General features: G+C 61.7%; 15 protein-coding genes and 1 tRNA gene. 9 read left to right on the top strand and 7 right to left on the bottom strand.

Translation table 11 applies throughout. The annotated features are described in order from the left end of the window. Positions 1 to 15: 15 nt before the first annotated feature. Together ACR0BA_RS16850 and ACR0BA_RS16855 are read right to left on the bottom strand one after the other, a co-directional pair. Positions 16 to 1,227: an ABC transporter substrate-binding protein gene (locus ACR0BA_RS16850; RefSeq protein ID WP_170361384.1), complete on the bottom strand. Its 1,212-nt coding sequence runs from the start codon at positions 1,225 to 1,227 to the stop codon at positions 16 to 18. Positions 1,228 to 1,302: 75 nt separating this feature from the next. Next, positions 1,303 to 2,352: an ABC transporter ATP-binding protein gene (locus tag ACR0BA_RS16855; RefSeq protein WP_170445776.1), complete on the bottom strand. Its 1,050-nt coding sequence runs from the start codon at positions 2,350 to 2,352 to the stop codon at positions 1,303 to 1,305. Positions 2,353 to 2,517: 165 nt separating this feature from the next. On the opposite strand from ACR0BA_RS16855, the gene ACR0BA_RS16860 reads away from it, so the two are divergent. Continuing rightward, entirely contained in the window at positions 2,518 to 3,525 is a 1,008-nt protein-coding gene (locus ACR0BA_RS16860) for an ester cyclase (RefSeq protein ID WP_480729106.1), read from the top strand. Between the two features lie 36 nt (positions 3,526 to 3,561). Here ACR0BA_RS16860 and ACR0BA_RS16865 read toward each other — a convergent pair. Then, positions 3,562 to 3,637, bottom strand: a tRNA-Ala gene (locus ACR0BA_RS16865). Positions 3,638 to 3,771: 134 nt separating this feature from the next. Further along, complete coding sequence (locus tag ACR0BA_RS16870) at positions 3,772 to 4,092, bottom strand: TIGR02300 family protein (protein ID WP_170342794.1); 321 nt, start codon at positions 4,090 to 4,092, stop codon at positions 3,772 to 3,774. 100 nt (positions 4,093 to 4,192) lie between these two features. Between ACR0BA_RS16870 and ACR0BA_RS16875 the strand changes: the two genes are divergently transcribed. The 3 genes from ACR0BA_RS16875 to ACR0BA_RS16885 all read left to right on the top strand — a co-directional run bounded on the left by ACR0BA_RS16875 (position 4,193) and on the right by ACR0BA_RS16885 (position 6,818). Continuing rightward, the gene (locus tag ACR0BA_RS16875; protein ID WP_254437155.1) at positions 4,193 to 4,888 is read left to right on the top strand and encodes a M48 family metallopeptidase; all 696 of its coding nucleotides are present in this window, start codon (positions 4,193 to 4,195) and stop codon (positions 4,886 to 4,888) included. Positions 4,889 to 4,918: 30 nt separating this feature from the next. Next, on the top strand, positions 4,919 to 5,566 hold the full coding sequence (locus ACR0BA_RS16880; RefSeq protein WP_093965127.1) for a GntR family transcriptional regulator: 648 nt from the start codon (positions 4,919 to 4,921) through the stop codon (positions 5,564 to 5,566). 112 nt (positions 5,567 to 5,678) lie between these two features. Then, positions 5,679 to 6,818, top strand: coding sequence for a lytic murein transglycosylase (locus ACR0BA_RS16885; protein ID WP_170361404.1), 1,140 nt, complete (start codon positions 5,679 to 5,681; stop codon positions 6,816 to 6,818). Positions 6,819 to 6,822: 4 nt separating this feature from the next. On the opposite strand, the gene ACR0BA_RS16890 is transcribed toward ACR0BA_RS16885, so the two are convergent. Both ACR0BA_RS16890 and ACR0BA_RS16895 read right to left on the bottom strand, forming a co-directional pair. Beyond that, positions 6,823 to 7,785 carry an acetyl-CoA carboxylase carboxyltransferase subunit alpha gene (locus ACR0BA_RS16890; RefSeq protein WP_170361406.1) on the bottom strand — a complete coding sequence of 321 codons (963 nt, stop codon included), beginning with the start codon at positions 7,783 to 7,785 and terminating at the stop codon, positions 6,823 to 6,825. 120 nt (positions 7,786 to 7,905) lie between these two features. Further along, the gene (locus ACR0BA_RS16895) at positions 7,906 to 8,502 is read right to left on the bottom strand and encodes a LysE family translocator (RefSeq protein ID WP_480729108.1); all 597 of its coding nucleotides are present in this window, start codon (positions 8,500 to 8,502) and stop codon (positions 7,906 to 7,908) included. Between the two features lie 72 nt (positions 8,503 to 8,574). Here ACR0BA_RS16895 and ACR0BA_RS16900 point away from each other — a divergent pair, with 72 nt between their 5' ends. Both ACR0BA_RS16900 and ACR0BA_RS16905 read left to right on the top strand, forming a co-directional pair. Beyond that, entirely contained in the window at positions 8,575 to 9,027 is a 453-nt protein-coding gene (locus tag ACR0BA_RS16900) for an Lrp/AsnC family transcriptional regulator (RefSeq protein WP_480729110.1), read from the top strand. A gap of 119 nt (positions 9,028 to 9,146) precedes the next feature. Then, positions 9,147 to 9,722: a PA14 domain-containing protein gene (locus ACR0BA_RS16905; protein WP_170366169.1), complete on the top strand. Its 576-nt coding sequence runs from the start codon at positions 9,147 to 9,149 to the stop codon at positions 9,720 to 9,722. 58 nt (positions 9,723 to 9,780) lie between these two features. On the opposite strand, the gene ACR0BA_RS16910 is transcribed toward ACR0BA_RS16905, so the two are convergent. After that, a complete protein-coding gene (locus ACR0BA_RS16910; RefSeq protein ID WP_480729111.1) occupies positions 9,781 to 10,743 on the bottom strand; it encodes an L-malyl-CoA/beta-methylmalyl-CoA lyase in 963 nt (320 codons plus the stop codon). A gap of 293 nt (positions 10,744 to 11,036) precedes the next feature. Here ACR0BA_RS16910 and dgcN point away from each other — a divergent pair, with 293 nt between their 5' ends. The 3 genes from dgcN to ACR0BA_RS16925 all read left to right on the top strand — a co-directional run bounded on the left by dgcN (position 11,037) and on the right by ACR0BA_RS16925 (position 13,948). After that, positions 11,037 to 12,038 carry an N-acetyltransferase DgcN gene (gene dgcN / locus ACR0BA_RS16915; protein WP_170366173.1) on the top strand — a complete coding sequence of 334 codons (1,002 nt, stop codon included), beginning with the start codon at positions 11,037 to 11,039 and terminating at the stop codon, positions 12,036 to 12,038. A gap of 72 nt (positions 12,039 to 12,110) precedes the next feature. After that, a complete protein-coding gene (dgcA, locus tag ACR0BA_RS16920) occupies positions 12,111 to 13,076 on the top strand; it encodes an N-acetyl-D-Glu racemase DgcA (RefSeq protein WP_480729113.1) in 966 nt (321 codons plus the stop codon). Between the two features lie 11 nt (positions 13,077 to 13,087). Next, positions 13,088 to 13,948 (top strand): D-amino-acid transaminase, encoded by an 861-nt coding sequence (locus ACR0BA_RS16925; RefSeq protein ID WP_170407872.1) that lies wholly within the window; start codon positions 13,088 to 13,090, stop codon positions 13,946 to 13,948. Positions 13,949 to 13,989: the final 41 nt, after the last annotated feature.

The raw sequence follows: 13,989 nt of genomic DNA on the forward strand, positions 1-13,989 counted from the left end.
CCTCCCGCGGCAGGATCAGTTGTTGACCAGTCCGGCCTCTTTCGCGGCAGTCAGATAGTCCGCCTCGATGTCTGCCAGCGTGGTCTGTGCGTCCTTGGCGCCAGTCAGGTAATCGGCCAGGCCATTGCCAAGCGCGGTGTGCATGATCCCCATCGGGCCAGATGCGGGATAGGCTTTGGCGCCGGCTTCTGCCGAAGCGGCTGCACCTGCGGCCAGATCACCGGGCTTGTAGGCAGGGTTCAGCCAGACGGCGGCGTTGTTGTTGGCCTCGACCATTTCTGCGTCCATGCCTTCCAGCGCCACGCGGAATGCGGCATCGGCTTCCTCGTCGCTCATGTTTGAGGCAAGAACGATACCGTCCCACCAGATCGTGGTTGCCGGAGCGGCCGAGCCCATCGGAGCGGCCGCCATGACGACCTTGCCGACGACCTGGCTTTCGGCCTCATCGTTCATTGCGGCCGCGCGGCTGGCCCACAGGTTGGCCATGGCGATCTTGCCTTGTTGGAACTGCTGCTGAACGTATGTGGAATCCGACACCAGATACTCGGGGTCCATGTATTCGGTCATGGCCTTGAGCGTCTCCAGAGCCTTCACGCCCTGATCGTTGTTGATCGCAGGCATGTTGCCGTCAGCAAAGAACTCACCGCCTTCGCCCAGATACATGTTCACGAATTCCTGACCCAGGTTCCAGCCGGTCTTGAAGGTGCCGCCGATGGGGTAATCCATGACGCCGGCCTCTTTGATCTTGGCTGCAGCGGCCAGAACATCATCATAGGTCTTGGGCTCGTCGATCCCCAGATCGGCCAGAACGTCGCTGCGGTACATCAGGTGCTGGGCGTTCACCATCATGGCGATGGCCATGGTTTGGCCGTCCACCTTGATCAGCTGGTTCGGCAGCAGGTCCTGGCCATATTTCGCGACCAGATCATCAAGCGGACGAATGGTGCCCGCGTTCAGCAGCGGCACCAGCGTTGCATTCGACACGCCGCCGATCTGGTACAGAGCCGGATCCGCCGCAAAGGCTTCGGGCTGCTTCTCGCGGAACTCCTGGTCCAGCGATGCGCCGAAATTGCCGCACTCGGCCATCGCGTCGGTGACGGCCTTCCAGGCTTCGAACCCGGCGGACAATGATTTGAGCGGAACGGTGTTCTCGAACGAACACGCCGCCCATGCAGTGCTGGTCACCATGGTCATGGCGCCTGCCATCAGAATTGTCTTGAGTTTCATGCGTTTCTCCCTGTCAGGATCGGTCCGTCGTCGACGTCCGGACCGTTGGTTGGCCCTTTCGGGCTTTGGTTGGGGTCAGCCCCCGATCCGCGCACCGCTCTCTGCTTCGAACAGGTGACAGATTTCTTTCGGCACTGAGAACGAGACCATCTCGCCTATTTCGGCGCGGAATGCTTTGTCGGCTTTGACCGAGACCAGTGCACCGCCGACCCGGACCGAAATCATGGTGGCGTCACCCAGCAGCTCGAGCGTGTAGATCGGGGCAGTGATCTGGCCCTGACCTTCGGCCAGTGTCGCATCCTCGGCGCGGAACCCCAAGGTCAGCGGGCCATCAGCAACATCCAGTCCCGGGATTTCGACACCCTTGGTCCGGAAAACGCCGCCCTCGACGTGACCATCCATCAGGTTCATGGCGGGCGAGCCGATGAAGCTGGCGACGAAAGTGTTGGCCGGGCGGTCGTAGATCTCGGTCGGGCTGCCGACCTGTTGCACGATGCCCTTTTTCATCACCACCACGCGGTCGGCCAGCGTCATGGCCTCGATCTGGTCATGGGTGACATAGATCGTGGTGACGGCCAGTTCGTGGCTGAGATTCTTGATCTGCGCGCGGGTGGATACACGCAGCTTGGCATCCAGGTTGGACAGAGGCTCATCCATCAGGAACACGTTCGGTTCGCGCACGATCGCGCGGGCCAGGGCGACCCGCTGGCGCTGACCGCCTGACAGTTCAGCCGGCTTGCGATGCAGAAAATCGTCCAGCTCGACCATGGCGCTGGCGCGGCGCACCTTCTCGTCATGGGTCGCGGGGTCGATCCCGCGGACCTTCAGCGGGAAGCGGATGTTTTCATAGACGTTCATGTTGGGGTAGAGGGCATAGCTCTGGAACACCATCGCCACGTCGCGGTCCTTGGGTTCAAGATCGTTGACCACCTTGCCGTCGATCAGGATGTCGCCCTCGGTCACGTCCTCAAGCCCCGCGATCATGCGCATTGTCGTGGTCTTGCCGCAGCCGGACGGGCCAAGCAGAACCAGAAACTCGCGATCGGCAATCGTCAGATCGAAGTTGTGAACCCCAACAAACGATCCCCATCGCTTGCCGACATTGCGCAGTTGAATTTCCGCCATGAAGCCCCCCGGGAAGGAATCGTTTTGCATACGTTTGCAAAAGGGTATTCTTGGCTTACCAATTCTGGCAAGACATTTTTGCATACGTATGCAAATATGCCGGAAATCAGTGATTCACCCCTAGGCAATAACAGGCGCAAGATGCTGCAAAACAATGAAAAACAGATGAGCTTTCAAAAAGAGAAAGATCTGGTGAAGGCGTTCTATGAGGACCTGCAGTTGGCCACCAACGACAAACTGTCAGATGTCATGGGGCGATTCTGTGCGCCGAATCTGCTGTGGCGCGGCTTTCATCCGTTCGGTCAGATTTCGGGGGTCCACGACGTAGCGGAAAACTTCTGGGGCCCGCTGCGAACCAGCCTCAAACGCATGCAGCGGCGTCAGGACATATTCTTCGCGGGGTGCAACTCGCTGACCGACGAGCGCGAGGTCTGGGTGGTTTCCATGGGCCATCTGATGGGTCTGTTCGACCACTCCTGGTTGGGTATTCGACCGACAGGCAAAATGGCATTCCTGCGCTATTGCGAGTTCAACAAGGTGCAAGACGGCAAGATCGTTGAGACCGCGATGTATTTCGATATCCCGCATCTGATGGTGCAGGCTAGTCAGAACCCGTTTCCGCCCCAAACCGCAGCCCATCTTGTACAGCCCGGGCCCCAGACACACGACGGTATCCTTGGCACGGATCAACCCGCCGAAGAAGGGGAGCAGACTCTGGCGCTGATCAACGCCATGATTTCCGACCTGGGCCAGTGGAAAAGTGGCCTGACCCTGAGCGAAGAGCTAAGCCGCACCTGGCATGACGACATGATCTGGTGGGGGCCCGAGGGAATTGGCGCCACCTACACGATTGAACGGTATGGCAAGCAACACGCCGGTCCCTTCCGCGCGGCATTCGCCGAGCGGTCAAAGACCAAACATGTCTGCCGGCTGGCCGAAGGTCACTACGGCGGGTTTTTCGGCTGGCCGAACTTCACGGCTGTTCCGACCGGAGGGTTCATGGGCATGCCCGCGACCCAAACGCCCGGTGAGTTTCGGGTTATCGACATCTACCGCCGCGCAGGCGAGAAACTGGCCGAGAACTGGATTTTCATCGACCTTTTGCATTTCTGGAAACAGCAGGGCGTGGACATACTGGAAAGAACCACGGGCATCGGAACGGCGCAGATTTAGCCCGGGGGGGCGATCTGGATGCGATTGAAGGGGATTTGGTGGAGCCTAGGGGAGTCGAACCCCTGACCTCTTGCATGCCATGCAAGCGCTCTCCCAACTGAGCTAAGGCCCCTTTCCGGTACCGCCTGTGCGGTGGACGGACGTTTATGAAACGACGTGCGCGAGTGCAAGACCAAAAAATCGGATTCGGTGAAAAAAGATGCGCGGCGCACGGGGCGCGGGGCAGCCTGCGCCGCCCCGGCCGGATCACGAGTCTTCGTCTTCCGACGCGACGTCGGTGATGTCGTCCAACGAGACGTTGTCTTCGTCGTCGTCCTCAAGCAGATCATCGTCCAGATCGACATCGACTGCGTCATCATCGTCCAGCAGTTCGTCATCGGACGAGGCTTCGCGCGCCTTGACCGACGCTGCATCTTCGGCGTCGGCTGCGATCATCCGGCTTTTGCCGGTTTCCAATTCCACGATCTCGCCGGTGTAGGGGCTGATGATCGGGTCCTTGTTCAGGTCGTAAAACCGTTTGCCAGTGGTCGGACAAACGCGCTTTACGCCCCATTCTTCCTTGGGCATGTCAATTCCCCTTGATATCAGGTGAGTCGTATCAACGATTCAGGTCACCTGCCACATGCGGCGGGTACTGTCAAAGCCTTTGCGCCAAGGAGATCGCACCATGGGGCGACATTCATTGCCCGGACAGCCTCCCGTTGCGCTGACCTTGCGCAAATCGGCGCGGGCACGCCGCATAAGCTTGCGGATTTCCCAGTTGGATGGCCGGGTTACGTTGACTTATCCGCAGGCTGTGTCCGAATCCGAGGCGATCGGCTTTGCGCGCTCAAAGGAGGACTGGATCCGCCAGCATCTGGGCGCGCGGCCCGTTCCGGCGTCGGTCGGCTTCGGGGAAACCCTGCCGGTCGAAGGTGTGCCAAGGCGAATCGTGCCGGCGGAGGGGCGCCGGGTCAGTTTGCACGCCGATCAGGTTGCGGTGCCCGAAGGGGCCGAAGCGCGGCGCCTCGCCCGCTTTTTGAAAGAGCTGGCGCGTGATCGCTTGACCGAAGCCTGCGACGACTATGCGGCCATGCTGGGGCGGGGCTACTCCAGTCTGACGATGCGCGATACACGGTCGCGGTGGGGGTCGTGCAGTGTAGCGGGAGGGTTGATGTTTTCGTGGCGGCTGATTCTGGCGCCCCCCGAAATCCTGCACTATGTCGCGGCTCATGAGGTCGCGCATCTGGCCGAGATGAACCATTCGGCGGCGTTCTGGGCGCAGGTCGAGCGGCTTTTTGGGCCGTACAAAGCGGCCCGGCACTGGCTGCGCGACAATGGGGCCGAACTGCACCGTTACAGGTTCGATGCGCCCGCCGGTTGACGTCACGGGGATTTGTGATCACATGAGGGGATGTTGACCACCCGCAGCTCCGACTCTCAGATCGCGACCCATGATCAGGTATACCGCGCCCTGCGGTCTCGAATCATGCATGGAGAAATCCCGCCCGGTCAGGCGCTGACGCTGCGCGGCATCGGCAAGGAGTTCGGCGTGTCCATGACGCCGGCGCGCGAAGCCGTTCGCCGTCTGGCCGCCGAAGGGGCGCTGTTTCTGTCCAACTCGGGTCGGGTTTCCACGCCCGAACTCAGCAACGACCGGATCGAAGAATTGGCCGCGCTGCGGGCCCTGCTGGAGGTCGAGCTGGCCAGCCGTGCGCTGCCTCGGGCGCATATGGCTCTGATCGACCGGTTGCAGAGCATCAACATGACCGTGGCCGAAATGGTGACCAAGCGCGATGCGGTCGGCTACATCCGAACGAACCTCGAGTTTCACCGCACGCTTTATCTGCGGGCGCAGGCTCCGGCCATGCTTGCGATGGCCGAAACAGTCTGGCTGCAGCTTGGTCCGACCATGCGGGCTCTTTATGGCCGCCTGCGACGGACCGAGCCGCCGCATTACCACAAGCTGATCATCGCCGCTCTGAAGGCGGGGGACGAACCGGGTTTGCGGTTGGCGGTGCGATCGGATGTGACCCAGGGTCTGCGCTTGCTGGTCAGCTGAGCGGGCCTTTGCTCAAAGTGTGAAATCCAAACGGGCGGCGGTTGCGAAGCTAGCCTCAAGCCATTTGCTGCGCTACGCTGCTGCCAACAACAAACAAGAGCAGATTTCAGCCATGATCAATCGACGGACATTCTCACTGGGCCTCGGTGCAGGTTTCCTGAGCGCCTGCGCGGGCGGGTCCGCGCCTACCGGAACAACCGCGTCGCGAATGCGGGCAGTGCCCAATGCCGGCTGGGATTCTTGGGTTGCAAGTTTCAAGGCGCGCGCGGCAGGGCAGGGTATTTCGCAAGCGACGATCGACCGGGCATTTCAGGGGGCCGGTTACCTGCCAGATGTGATCGAACGCGACCGCAACCAGGTCGAATTCAAGCGCTCGCTCGAAGACTATCTGGCCATTGCCGCGTCAGACGAGCGGATCAGTACCGGCAAGCAGATGCTGCAACGCCACAACGCCACCCTCACGCAGATTGAGTCGCGCTATGGCGTGGACAAAGAGGTTGTGGTGGCGGTCTGGGGGCTGGAAAGCCGCTATGGGCAGCGGCGGGGCGATGTGCCCGTGATTTCGGCCCTTTCCACGCTGGCCTATGACGGGCGTCGCGGGGCGTTCTTCGAAAGCCAGCTGATTGCGGCGTTGAAGATCCTTCAGAACGGTGACACGTCGCCGGCGAACATGACCGGTAGCTGGGCCGGCGCCATGGGGCATACGCAATTCATCCCGACCTCGTATCTGGCCTACGCAGTGGATTTCACCGGAGACGGCCGACGCGACATCTGGTCCGACGATCCGACAGACTCGTTGGCTTCGACAGCTGCCTACCTGTCACGGGCGGGTTGGGTGCGAGGGCAGCCTTGGGGAGGTGAGGTCGGATCTGCAGCGGCAAATTCGGGCACACCGGTTGCAATTCTGCAGCCGCAGAAACCCGGGCCGCGCATAGCGGTGTTCCGCAATTTTCAGGTGATCAAACGCTACAACAACTCGGACAGCTACGCGATCGGGGTCGGGCACCTGTCCGATCGGATCGCCGGTGGTGCACCCTTTCAGGCGTCATTCGGGCCCGATGAAACCGGCCTGACGCTGGAAGATCGCAAAGAGTTGCAGCGGCGTCTGACTGCTGCCGGGTATGACACGCAAGGGGCTGATGGGGTGATCGGCAAGAACACCACCGCGGCCATCACCGCGTATCAGCAAGCCAAGGGCCTGCCCGTTACGGGCGTACCCTCGGTCAGCTTGTTGCGCTCTTTGGGTGGTTGACGGATCAGGCCGCCAGTCCCTTGGATCCGAGCTCCAGGAACTTCTGACGCCGGTCCTTGATCAGCGCGGCGGCATCCTTGCCGTTCAGATCCTTCAGCATCTTGGCGATCGCCTTGCCTACGGATTCGATCGTGGCCGGGCGGTCGCGATGCGCGCCACCTTTGGGTTCGGGGATGATCAGGTCGCAGACGCCCAGCTTTTGAAGGTCCTGCGCGGTCAGGCGCAGCGCCTCGGCGGCCTCACGCATTTTTTCGGCATCTTTCCACAGGATCGACGCGCAGCCCTCGGGCGAAATAACCGAGTAGATCGAGTGCTCCAGCATCGCTACCCGGTTGGCCGTGGCAAAAGCCACCGCGCCGCCCGAGCCGCCTTCGCCGATGATGACAGACACCAGCGGCACACCGATTTTCAGGCACATCTCGGTTGAACGGGCGATCGCTTCGGATTGCCCGCGTTCTTCGGCGCCCTTGCCCGGATACGCGCCGGCAGTATCCACCAAGGTGATCACCGGCAGACCAAACCGACCAGCCATTTCCATAAGGCGCACGGCTTTGCGATAGCCTTCGGGGCGGGCCATGCCGAAGTTGCGCTCGATCCGCGATTTGGTGTCCGAGCCTTTTTCATGGCCGATCACCATCACCGGCTGATCGTTGAACCGTGCCAGGCCGCCGATGACCGCCAGATCGTCGGCAAAATTGCGGTCACCAGCCAGCGGGGTGAATTCGGTGAACAGGGCCTCGACATAATCCTTGCAGTGCGGACGTTGGGGATGGCGGGCCACCTGGCATTTCCGCCAGGGCGTCAGGTCCTTGTACAACTCGTCCAGCAGCTTGGCCGCCTTGGCGTCCAGCGCGGCGGCTTCGTCCGCTACGTCCATCTCTTCGTTGGCGCGGGCCAGGGCGCGCAGCTCTTCGGCTTTGCCTTCAATCTCGGCCAGCGGTTTTTCGAAATCCAGATACTGGGTCATGACGCCTCTCAACGCGAAAGTTCTCCGCTATATGACCCGAGGTCGCCCCGGATGCAACTCGGCACCGCATGTCGGGGTGCGTTTCCCGCGTGGGACGAAAAGGTACGCGGGCCGGCGACTTCAGCCCGGCCACAGCACCGGGTACAACGAAATCAGCAGAAGAACCGCCATCGACCAGTTGAACACGGTCAGACGTCGCCGGTTTGTCAGCACGCGCGCCATCTGCTCGCCCAGAACCGTCCAGGTGCTGACAGATGGCAGATTCACGCAGCCGAATACAAGGGCAACCAGCGCAATGGCTTGCAGGGTCTGGCCCGGGGCATAGGCCGTCGTTGCCGTCAGCGCCATGGCCCAGGCTTTGGGGTTCACCCACTGAAACGCTGCTGCCTGCAGAAACGTCATGGGTCGGCCGGCGTGCCCCGGGCCCGTGGCAGGAGCCGCATTGGCAATTCGCCACGCGAGGAATAGCAGATAGGCCACCGACGCGATTTTGAGGATCACGTGGCTGACGGGATAGGCTTCGAACACCTGCACCAACCCGGCGCCGACCAACAAAACCATCAGCATGAAACCCAGGCCGATACCCAGCATATGGGGGATTGTCCGCCGGAACCCGAAATTCGCCCCTGAGGCCATGAGCATCAGATTGTTCGGCCCCGGGGTGATGGACGAGACAAAGGCAAAGGCGACCAGCGCGAGTAGAATATCGTAAGTCATGGCGCAAAGATCGCCCAAGTATGGTCAAATGAAATTGCGATTTCGCGCTCGATTACATAAAGCTTGCAACAAATGGCGAATATTGACCTCAAGAATCAGCAAATATTGCAAGAGCTGGCCCGGAATGGCCGGATCAGCAACCTTGAACTGGCGGACCGTGTCGGGCTTTCGCCGTCAGCCTGTCTGCGCCGGGTTCAAGAGCTTGAGCGGTCGGGCGTCATCAGCGGGTATCGCGCCGTTTTGAACCCTGCGGCGATGGGCGTCGGTTTCGTCGCCTATATCGGCGTCGGACTGGGTGAGCATACAAAGGCCGCCCAGGAAGGTTTTGAAAAAGCGGTGCAATTGGCGCCCGAAGTGGTCGAATGCCACAACATCACCGGTACGATCGAATACTTGCTGCGGGTGGAATGCGCCGACCTCTCGGCCTACAAGACCTTCCATACCGACGTATTGGGCACCTTGCCCCATGTCACCTCGATCACGTCCTACGTGGTCATGGGATCCCCGAAAGACCTGAGGGTCTGAGCTTTAGCCCACTGCCGCAAGGACCTTGCAGGCATATGTATCCCGGAATATCGTCAGCCTGAAAGCGCCAGAAACTCGGCATCAGATCGAACAGGGCGCGATGTCAGGGAGACACGATCATGAGTTTTGTTCGGACAGGCGTATTGGCGGCCGTGATGGCGATTGTCGCCGGTGCCGCATTTGCCGCGCCTTTGAAATTGCAGCCCGCCAACCCGCAGCCCAATCCCAAGGCGGGGTTGAACGTGAAATATGTTGGGCAGGGTACTCAGAGAAAGATCCGCGATCTGAGCCAGGCCAAAAGCGTGTTGTCCAAGGCCAAGCCGGGCAAGCCACTGCGCGGGTTGGACTATGCCGACACCAACAAGGGCGAGCCGGTTTTGACATTCACGGACCCCTACAATGTTGCCGCTGAAATCACCGGGTACATGCGCTTTGATTCTCCGGGCATTTACGAGCTTGAAACCTGGTCCAATGACGGGATCGAGGCCTATGTCGGTGGCCAGCAGATCGGCCGGGTCACTGGGATCCAGGGGTGTGAAGCCAACCAGCGCACCGAGGTCGAAGTTCCAAAGGCGGGCTGGTACCCTCTGAAGATCATCTATTTCCAGAAGCTGGGAACGTCCTGCCTGATGATGAAATCCGGCAAGCAGGGTGAAAAGTTTACCTGGACCCCAAACAACGTGTTCGGCCGCTGAGGCCAACCGAAGTCAGGAAAAGGCGCTCGAAACGAGCGCCTTTTTTCTGAAGCCCCCATCAGCCGTTTGCAGCGATCAGTTCGGCTTGCGCCACGATTACCTCGGCCTGCTTGATCGAGGCGATGTCGACCAACCGCCCCTTGTAGACCGTGGCGCCTTCGCCATTGGCCTTGGCCTGCTCCATCGCGGCCAGGATCTCGCGCGCTTCGGCCACCGCCTCGTCCGACGGGGTGAAGACCTGATTGGCCAGCGCGATCTGCTTGGGGTGGATCGCCCATTTGCCGACCATGCCCAGCGTCGCCGAACGGCGCGCCTGCGCGATATAGCCTTCGTCGTCCGAGAAGTCGCCGAACGGACCGTCGACCGGCAGCACCCCATGGGTGCGGCAGGCGGCCACAATGGCAGCCTGTGCCCAGTGCCACGGGTCCGACCAGTATTTCTGGGCCTCGCGCAGCATGTAGTAGTTTTCCTGCGTGCCGCCGATTCCCGTGGTCTGCATCCCCATCGAGGCGGCGAAATCGGCCGCGCCCAGGCTCATAGCCTGCAGGCGTGGAGAGGAGGCCGCGATGTCCTCGACATGGGCGATGCCGGCTGCGGATTCGATGATGACTTCAAAGCTGATGGGCTTGGTGCGGCCCTTCGCGCGTTCGATCGCAGTGACCAGAGCGTCAACCGCATAGACATCCTCGGCGCAGCCCACCTTGGGGATCATGATCTGATCCAGCCGGTCGCTGGCCTGTTCCAGCAGGTCAACGACATCGCGGTACCAATAGGGCGTATCCAACCCGTTGATCCGCACCGACATGTACTTGTTGCCCCAATCCACGGTGTTCAGCGCCTCGATCACGTTGGCGCGGGCGGTGTCCTTGTCGGACGGGGCCACCGAATCTTCGAGGTCGAGGTTGATCACGTCCGCGGCCGAGGCGGCCATCTTGGGGAACAGCTTGGTGTTTGATCCGGGGCCGAACAGCTGACAGCGGTTTGGTCGCGCCGGGGCGGCGGGTTGGATACGAAAGCTCATCGGCACCTCGCTGAGTAATGAAATTGCGATTTCGGTTGGCAATTGGGTATTAAATTGCGCGACCCTGCGCAAGCCTGATTGTGCGGTTGCGGCAATGCTGTTGCAGAAAGCTGTGCGCAACCCCCGGAATGCGGCGGTCAAAGTTTCATCGTTTTGAAAATTTCGAAGCTTTTTGCGCCGCGCGGGGGAATCTTGCAAAATTCTCCGGCCGAGGTGCGGGAGGTCGGAGGAAAACGAGAAACGCTCGTTGACGGCCTTCAATAGGTTGGGGCGGAAGAAAAGGAGAGCGCGCGATGATCGAGACACCGTATCTGCTGTTTTTGGGCGATGCCCCCGACCAACTGGCCGCCAAGGTCGCGATCGGCATTCGGGATTGGCGCCCGGAAAACGCCGTGGGTCAGCTGCGGATGGAGGGCTGCAAGGCCGATCTGGGCCTGACCGACATGACCCTGGCCGAAGGCAAGGCCGCCGGCGCCAAGACGCTGGTGATCGGTGTCGCGAACCGCGGAGGCGTCATCAGCCAGGCCTGGAAAGAGGTCCTGATCGCCGCGCTGGAAATGGGTTATGACCTGGCCTCGGGCCTGCACAACCTGCTGCGCGACGAAGGCGATCTGGTGGCCGCGGCCCAGACCCATGGATGCACCCTGCATGACGTTCGCGTGCCTACGGTGGGCTATCCGATCGCCAACGGGCGCAAGCGCAGCGGCAAGCGCTGTCTGGCGGTGGGCACCGATTGTTCGGCGGGCAAGATGTACACGGCCATGTCGATGGATGCCGAGATGCGCAAGCGCGGCATGAAATCGACCTTCCGCGCAACCGGCCAGACCGGCATTCTGATCACCGGGCAGGGCGTTCCGCTTGACGCCGTGGTGGCCGATTTCATGGCCGGTTCCGTCGAATACCTGACGCCCGAGAACGATCCCGATCACTGGGATCACATCGAGGGGCAGGGATCGCTGTTCCATGTCTCGTATTCCGGCGTGACCATGGCGCTGATCCATGGCGGTCAGCCGGATGCTCTGGTCCTGTGCCACGAGCCGACCCGCACCCACATGCGCGGTCTGCCGGAATACTCCTTGCCGACACTGGAGCAGCTGCGTGACACGGCCCTGCCTTTGGCGCGCGTCGCCAACCCCGCCTGCCAGGTTGCGGGTGTGTCAATCAACACCCAGCATCTGAGCGAGGAGGACGCGAAAGCCTACATCGCCAAGGTCGAGGCCGAGATGGGCCTGCCGACCACGGATCCGTACCGGTTCGGCGCGGGCAAGCTGGTGGACGCGCTGGCCGCGATGTGATCCAACCGGGGCGCCGATGGCGGGGAAACCTGCCTCCGGCGCTGGAAACTGCAAGGACAGAGGAGTGGGCGCGTGCAGATCGACGTCTCTCGTGATGTGTTCCGACTGGCGCAGGTGTTCACCATCTCGCGCGGGTCGCGGACCGAGGCCAAGGTACTGACGGTGCGCCTGACGGATGGGGCGCATCAGGGTTGGGGTGAATGTGTGCCCTATGCCCGGTATGACGAATCGCTGGAATCGGTCGAAGCCGAGATCCGCGGCCTGCCCGACGCGTTCACGCGCCAGTCGCTGATGGACCTGCTGCCCGCCGGTGCCGCGCGCAATGCGGTGGATTGCGCCCTGTGGGACCTTGAGGTCAAGCGGGCGGGCAAGCGCGCCTGGGAACTGGCCGGCCTGCCCGCGCCCAAGCCCGAGATCACCGCCTATACCTTGTCGCTGGACACGCCCGACGCCATGCGGGCGCAGGCGGCGAAGAACGCGCATCGTCCGCTGTTGAAGATCAAGCTGGGCACGCCCGACGACATGCCGCGGCTCGAGGCGGTGCGGGCCGGGGCGCCCGACGCCAGAATCATCGTGGATGCCAACGAGGGCTGGTCGGCCGAGGTCTATGCCGATCTGGCGCCGCATCTGGTGCGGTTGGGCGTCGCGCTGGTCGAACAGCCGCTGCCCGCCGGAGATGACGAGGCGCTGATCGGACTCGATCGTCCGGTGCCGGTCTGCGCCGACGAGAGCTGCCACGATCGCGCCAGCCTGCCCGGTCTGAAGGGCAAATATGACGTGATCAACATCAAGCTGGACAAGACCGGCGGTCTGACCGAGGCGCTGGAGCTGCGCCGCGCGGCGCAGGCCGAGGGCTATGGCATCATGGTGGGCTGCATGGTCGGCAGCTCTTTGGCGATGGCGCCTGCGACACTGGTGGCGCAGGGTGCGCTGGTGACAGACCTTGACGGCCCGCTTCTGTTGGCCGAAGACCGCGACACCCCGCTGATTTTTGACGATGCCGGAGTACACCCGCCCGAGGCGGAACTCTGGGGCTGATGGAGACGAACATGACCCGTACCGTTTACGTGAACGGCGAATACCTGCCCGAGACCGAAGCCAAGGTCTCGATCTTCGATCGAGGCTTTCTGATGGCGGATGCCGTCTATGAGGTGACAAGCGTGCTGGACGGCAAGCTGATTGATTTCGAGGGTCACGCGGTGCGCCTGAAGCGGTCGCTGGACGAATTGCAGATGGCCGAACCCTGCAGCAAGGACGAGCTGCTTGAAATCCACCGCAAGCTGGTCGAGCTGAACGGCATCACCGAGGGGCTGGTCTATCTGCAGGTCACCCGCGGCAGCGACGGCGACCGCGATTTCGTCTTCCCCTCGGCCGACACCAAGCCGACGCTGGTTCTGTTCACTCAGAACAAGCCCGGTCTGGCTGACAATCCGGCGGCGAAGAAAGGGGCCAAGATCATCTCGATCGAGGATATCCGCTGGGGCCGCCGCGACATCAAGACGGTGCAACTTCTGTACCCGTCCATGGGCAAGATGATGGCCAAGGCCGCTGGGTGCGACGATGCTTGGATGATTGAAGACGGGTATGTCACCGAAGGCACCAGCAACAACGCCTATATCGTCAAGAACGGCAAGATCGTTACCCGCCCGCTGTCGAACGACATCCTGCACGGGATCACCCGCAAGGCGGTGTTGCGCATGGCGGCCGAGGCGCAGATGGAAGTCGAGGAGCGCCTGTTCACCATCGACGAAGCAAAGGAGGCCGACGAGGCCTTTACCACTTCGGCCAGCGCTTTCGTAATGCCTGTGGTCGAGATCGACGGCGTAGCGCTGGGCGACGGCACACCCGGCCCGATCGCCACGCGCCTGCGCGAGATCTATCTGGACGAAAGCCTAAAGGCAGCGATCTGAATGAAAAGGCCCGCCGATCTGGCGGGCCTTTTTGTTTTGGC

This window comes from Ruegeria sp. CI5, from assembly GCF_056536885.1.